The following is a 6,110-nucleotide window of genomic DNA, read 5'->3' as shown; positions in this document are numbered from 1 at the left end:
GGCTTTCAACTCACGACCTGCAAGAGCCTTGCTAAAGTCAAATTTAGTCTTAACTGGAGCTACAACGTAGTTGTTGAAGACTTTATCATCTGCACTTGAAGCGAATCCACCAGTACCACTGTATTTAACTGAAGCTTGCAAATCACCTTTAGAGTTCTCAGTTACAGTAACAGTCATCTTAACTGTCATGCCATCGTAATCGACGTTTGTATCTGATCCTTTAACCTCAGTGATTGTGTAAGTGTATGTACCAACTTTATTAAAGGTTAATTTGCTAAATGTTGCTTTGCCGTTTTTGTTAGTGACAGTTTCTTCATATCCTGGTAGTGATTTATTTTCTTGATCTTTTTCAATCTTGAAGCTAAATTCACCATCAACAAGTACACGTCCTTCAAGTTGTTTTTCAACTTCTGGAGTTACTGTTACAGGTTCTTGTTTAACATAGTAGTAGATTGGTTGTTTATATGGTGTCAATGAGTTGAGCAAGTCAACGTTGGTACCAATACCATTTACCCCACGAACCAATTGTTCGTTTGGAGAAAGGTGTCCAATATTATCTCCCAAGAATGGAACAAAGACAGTCTTATACGGTGTGTATCCAGCAGCTTTTTGGAAGTCAAATGGAACTTCCTTACCATTTGCATAGGTTACACCTTTACTATCAGTGAAAGCAATTGTATTAAGAGGTGATTTCTTAACAGCTAATTCTTGTTTGTTGTAATCACCTGGTTTAATTGGTTTCGTTTCTGCTAGCAACATGTAGCCATCAGTGCTCAATGTACCATCAGAACGTTTGTTTTGTTGTTTCGGATCTAGTAAGTAAACGCGAACAACTACAGTTCCATCTTCACCTACAATTTCTTTAATACGTTTAATTCCTGCACGCTCAGCGTCCATGAATTTCGTACCAACAGTGTAAGGACGGCTTACATAACCTGATTGATCATTTGCATCAGCTGCTTGATAAAGTTTGTACCCATCAAATTGGCGCTCTCCAGATGCTGTGAAGTTTTGACCTTCCATAGCTTTAAGAGTGTATGAAGCTAAGTCTACTTCATTACCATTTGCTACGTAGTCTTGAACAGTTTTATCTGTTTTATTAGCGTTAAATGTTGGATTGTTTTTATCAACTACTTTATAGTAAGTTGTTTTATTAACTGATACTGGAATCTTGGCATTAGTATCCGTAATCGTACGACCGTTATAAGCTGGTTCTACAACGTTAATAATATCCGTTGATGTACGAGCAGCGTAAACGTCATCGTATAATTTTTTCTCAGCTGGCGTAAGGTTGTGTCCTGGTGCAACTAAAGCTTGAATACTTGCTCCAACTTCATAACCAAACTGAATGAATGGTTGGTCAGTTTTACCAGGGCCAGCTCCTGTACCTGGATCGTAATCAACTTGGAAAGTTAATTCTCCCCTAGATGCAGACTTGGTAGTCGTGAATTTTTGAATACCACTAGAAGCTGTAATCGTTCTTGTTTCTACTACATTGCCAGTGTTTTTATCCATCAATTCAACAGTCGTATCTGTTGAAGCATCAAACCTCTTGTAAGCACGTACATAGTAGTTTGTATTGTAACGTTCATTGAAACGAGTAAGGTCTACAATACTATAAGTGTATACATCGCCTTCTTTAGCAGAATAGCCTGATGGTACAGTTTGCGAACGAACACTTGCACCATTTGGATCCGTCATATCAGGTGTAGCAACTTCACCGTCTTTTAGGAAAGTTGCTACAGCAACCGGCTCGTTATTGTGGTCTGTAGCGGCACGACGGTTACGACGGCTACGACTTGTTGCCAAAGCACCAGCATTCGTCAAATCAGTTGCAGCGCGGTCAAGTGTTGCACTTCGATCTGCTGCTGATCCTACAGAATAAAAACGTGCAGAACCACGTGTGTTAAGACTTGTAGTTGCTGCCGCAGTTTCGGCTGCTGCTGTTTCTTCAGCTACTGGAGCTGCTGTTGCTGCAGAACGGTTAGCTGCTGTAGCTGAAGCGTTTGAAGCTGCTGTTGTTGAAGCTGTTGTTTCAACGTTGTTGCTGGCTGCATTTGTAGATGCCGCTGTAGCTGGTTTAGCTGCTTCTGAAGTAGCTTTCTCAGTTGGTTTTGCAGTCTCTGAAGCTGGTTTAGCTGCTTCAGGTTTTGCAGTTTCTGTAGCTTGTTTGTCAGTTGTCTCTGCGGCAACCTTATCTGTTGAAGCTTCTGGCGTCAAGTTAAATGTTGACGCAGTTGCATCAGTTGAAGATACAGCTGCAGTAGGATCTGCTTGAGCTGTTGATGCTGTAGACGTCTCAACCAGGTCTGACGAACTTTCGCCCTCAACTGATGAACCAGGGTTTGATGAAGAAGCATCGGGTGCTGTGACTTCATCAGCCTGTGCAGTATGAGCAGCAAAGAGTGCCGTTCCTAGCAAGACTGAAGCGACACCAAACGAATATTTACGCAATGAAAATCGTTGGCGTCTGTTAAAAATGTCTTTCATTTCAAGTCTCCCTCTGTATGAAATAGTTAGTTATAGGTCACGAGTATACAAGAATCCTATACTTGAACTCATGATTCTATTACATTCTAACATTCTGACAATTTATGGTCAAGTGATTAAGTTAACTTTTTTAAAAAAAATCAAGTTGTCTGACAATTTACCTAACAACTTTTGTTCGTTTTTTACCTTTACAAGTGTAAAACCCTTGATTTTATTTACTTTATACCGTTTTCAAATTTCTATTTTATTTTCTTTTCATTCCTAACTTTCTCATGTTTTTCACGGAAGATGTTAGACTTATGAGAGGATTTAACTCATTTTATTGGCTGATTTTCTTACTTTTATTCTAATTTTCGCCTTCTTATTACAAACCATCCGATTCTGTAACACCCTCGATATATCATTGATATACAATTTAATAATTGCCTTTCACGACCATAGTCACCCACTACATTTTCAAAAAAATAAAAAAACCAAGCATCATATACTTGGGTTAATCATCTTATTGGTTCCAGAGGTAACTTCCTCTATTTTTTTCTGATATGGTTGTCATTCCAAGACTGCAATTCTTGATAGGACTTGACTTTACCTTCTTCCTGAGTCGGTCTAAAAGCCCTAACCGGTAATTCGTAGGCATCCTGCCCTTCAGGTGCCATCCAATGGAGCAAGGTATTGAACCAGGTTTCGTTATTGATTTTACTTGGAAGCGTATAGATTCTAGCATGTTTGGTCTTAACAGCTTCGTAAGCTTCCTTTTGCTCTTTGGCAAAGTTGGTACTATCCATATTGAGGCTCCTGTCTTTTTCAGAAATGTAATAAAGAGCAGGTAGACTCGCAATTGGTGTTCCAGACGGATTATCAAAATCCTTACCATTAGTTGCACCTGGCCACATCTCAAGACCAAAAGGCTCTAAAGTCTTACGCATATCAACATTAGCGTACTCCAATTCCGAGTCCAAAGTATTCGAGTTAGCTGAGATATTCATCTCCTCGATTTTTTGAGTTTTGAGATTGAGGTATTTTTTATTAGAAGTAAAATCAGCTGACGATGCACCAAAAGGCATTTGTAAGTAGGCTTGGTCATTAAGCATGAAAAGCCTTAGACTTGCCTGGTTTAAATAATCTTCATTCCCAGCTTTCTTAGCCAATTTCAAAAGGTCAATTTGTTTAGGTTTCTGATTTGGTTTTTCCGTGTCATACACATAGATATTAAAATAGTCATATTTATAAAGAGTTTCACCCTTGGCATTTTTCTTACCAGATACATCACCCTTGCACTCTTGAGTGACTAGGTATTGACCAGCTACCCCCACAATGTTAAACATGTTTCTATCATGACCAGGATTTGGTGTCACGAGTAGAAATTCCTTATTATCCCCGAAGGTTGTCAGGGTGATTTTAAACAAGGGATCTTCTGCATTGCTGCCGGAATAGACAGTTGTACTTGACTTGCTAGATGAGGCTGAGCCCTTGGTAGCCTTACTGCTACCACTCACAGCAAAAAAGATAGCCGTTCCTGCGATTACAAAAAGCAATGCCACTAAGAGACCTATAAAAAAAATTTTTGTTGTCTTATCCCCCTTAGGTGTTGGCTTCTTTACAAACTTATTTTCCATAATAATCTCCATTTTTCAGTATTACTTCTAGTATAGCATAGGTGGGGACTATTGATAAGGTGCATCGGCGGTCTAAGAGGGCTGGATTTTTGATTTTCATTTGACAAAATCCGTTAGACAGCGTAAAATCGAGACAAGTAACATTCGGAGGTAAATGGAGACATGAACAACTAAGTCTATTCACAATAAACCTGCTTTATTTGATAGATTGTTTTCATGTCTTTTTTGCGCTCTTTTTCTGTAGAAAACTTGTTGATGGTATCTGCGCTTTTTTGCGTCCACACCATCACTATCTCCTAGAGAGCTTTTTAGCTAGATTCAAGGCAGTTCTATCTTATAAGGTAGGACTGTTTTTTGACCTTTGATATTGTTTGAAGTAAAAAACTACTTCAAACAATATCCACAAACACTCTGACCTAGGAGGTCCTATGATACAGATTCAACACCTAACCATAACACATACCAAAGATTTGCGTGAACTTGTTCATGATCTAAATCTAACGATAGCTACAGGCGAAAAAGTCGCCATCATTGGGGAGGAAGGCAATGGAAAATCTAGTCTCCTTGCCGTTATGGTCAATCCAAAAGCACATTTTGACCATCTGTCTTACGAGGGAACTATTAACAAAACAGATAGCCCACTGGTCTATATTCCCCAACAAATTTCGGATAACTTGCAATCTCTAACCCTTAACGACTACTTCTTTGCGGACACTTATGACCTAGACTATGCCACCCTCTATCGTCTGGCTGATGAACTTCGTTTTGATAGTGAGCGTTTTGCTAGCAGTCAGCTGATCTCCACTCTATCAGGTGGTGAGAAACTCAAAATTCAACTCATCCGAGAATTAGCTCGTCCCCACGACATCATTTTTCTTGATGAGCCTTCAAACGATATGGATTTAACTACTATGACTTGGTTAAAAGACTTTATCAAGCACTCTGATAAAACGATCGTCTACATCTCACATGACGAGGATTTACTCAGTCAGACAGCTGATACCATTATCCATCTGGAACTCCTTAAACGTCGTCAACAGGCAAGGACCAGTGTGGAACACCTCGACTATGATAACTACAGCCAACATCGCACTGATAGCTACCAACAACAGATGCAGCAAGCCAAAACTGAGAAAAAAGCCTACGACAAAGCTATGGCCAAGCATCGCCGCATCAAACAAAATGTCCAAACCACCCTACGAAATACGCATGACAGCACGCAAGGACGATTGCTTGCTAAAAAGATGAAAACTATCCTCTCACAAGAAAAACGCTACGACCGCCTTGCCCAAGATATGACACAGATGCCTGATAAAGAAGACAGTATTGAACTTTTCTTCTCTCATATCGACCCTCTACCTCAAGGAAAATATCTCTTAAATCTAGATGAAAAGCAGATAAACATCGCTCCTCACCTGACTATTGACCATCTCAAACTTTCTTTGAAAGGGCAGGAAAAAATTGGTATTGTTGGAGATAACGGCTGCGGTAAATCCACTCTCTTACACTATCTCTACCAAAAACTTAGTCAGAAGACCGACCTGACTATTGGCTACATGCCCCAACATTACGATACTATCTTGCAAAATGATTTGTCACCGATAGCGTTTTTGAGTAAGACTGGCGACAAGTCTGAACAAGAGGTTATAAGCTCCCATCTCGCCAACCTCAACTTTAGTCATGATGAAATGAACCATGCAATCTCTGATTTATCTGGAGGACAGAAAGGAAAACTACTCCTACTGCACCTGGTCTTAGAAAGCCCTAAGCTGCTTATCCTAGATGAACCAACCAGAAATTTTTCACCCACCTCGCAACCCCAAGTCCGACAGCTCTTCGAGAACTATCCAGGGGCAATTCTTACAGTATCACATGATGTCAACTACCTCAGACAAGTCTGCCAAAAGATCTATCGCCTAGACTCACGAGGTTTAGAAGAAGTTGAGATTTAAGATCTCGAATCTATCGTTTTTGCAAGAAAAGTCTCAAAAGAAACCTTTTCTT

Annotated in this window: 3 protein-coding genes; 1 reads left to right on the top strand and 2 read right to left on the bottom strand. The window is 39.8% G+C overall.

Features of this window, described 5'->3' with window-relative positions; translation table 11 throughout:
• A partial coding sequence (locus HMPREF1519_RS04715) for a Spy0128 family protein (RefSeq protein ID WP_037611330.1) occupies positions 1–2,490 on the bottom strand: 2,490 nt, incomplete at its 3' end.
• 527 nt (positions 2,491–3,017) lie between these two features.
• A complete protein-coding gene (locus HMPREF1519_RS04710) occupies positions 3,018–4,106 on the bottom strand; it encodes a hypothetical protein (protein ID WP_037611328.1) in 1,089 nt (362 codons plus the stop codon).
• Positions 4,107–4,534: 428 nt separating this feature from the next.
• Here HMPREF1519_RS04710 and HMPREF1519_RS04705 point away from each other — a divergent pair, with 428 nt between their 5' ends.
• Entirely contained in the window at positions 4,535–6,058 is a 1,524-nt protein-coding gene (locus HMPREF1519_RS04705) for an ATP-binding cassette domain-containing protein (protein ID WP_022496609.1), read from the top strand.
• Positions 6,059–6,110 lie beyond the last annotated feature (52 nt).

The sequence above is a fragment of the Streptococcus sp. SR4 genome, assembly GCF_000517725.1.
GTDB classification, from domain to species: Bacteria; Bacillota; Bacilli; order Lactobacillales; family Streptococcaceae; genus Streptococcus; species Streptococcus salivarius_F.
The sequence above is the reverse complement of the archived record's forward strand: the minus strand, read 5'-3'. Positions and strand labels throughout refer to the sequence as shown.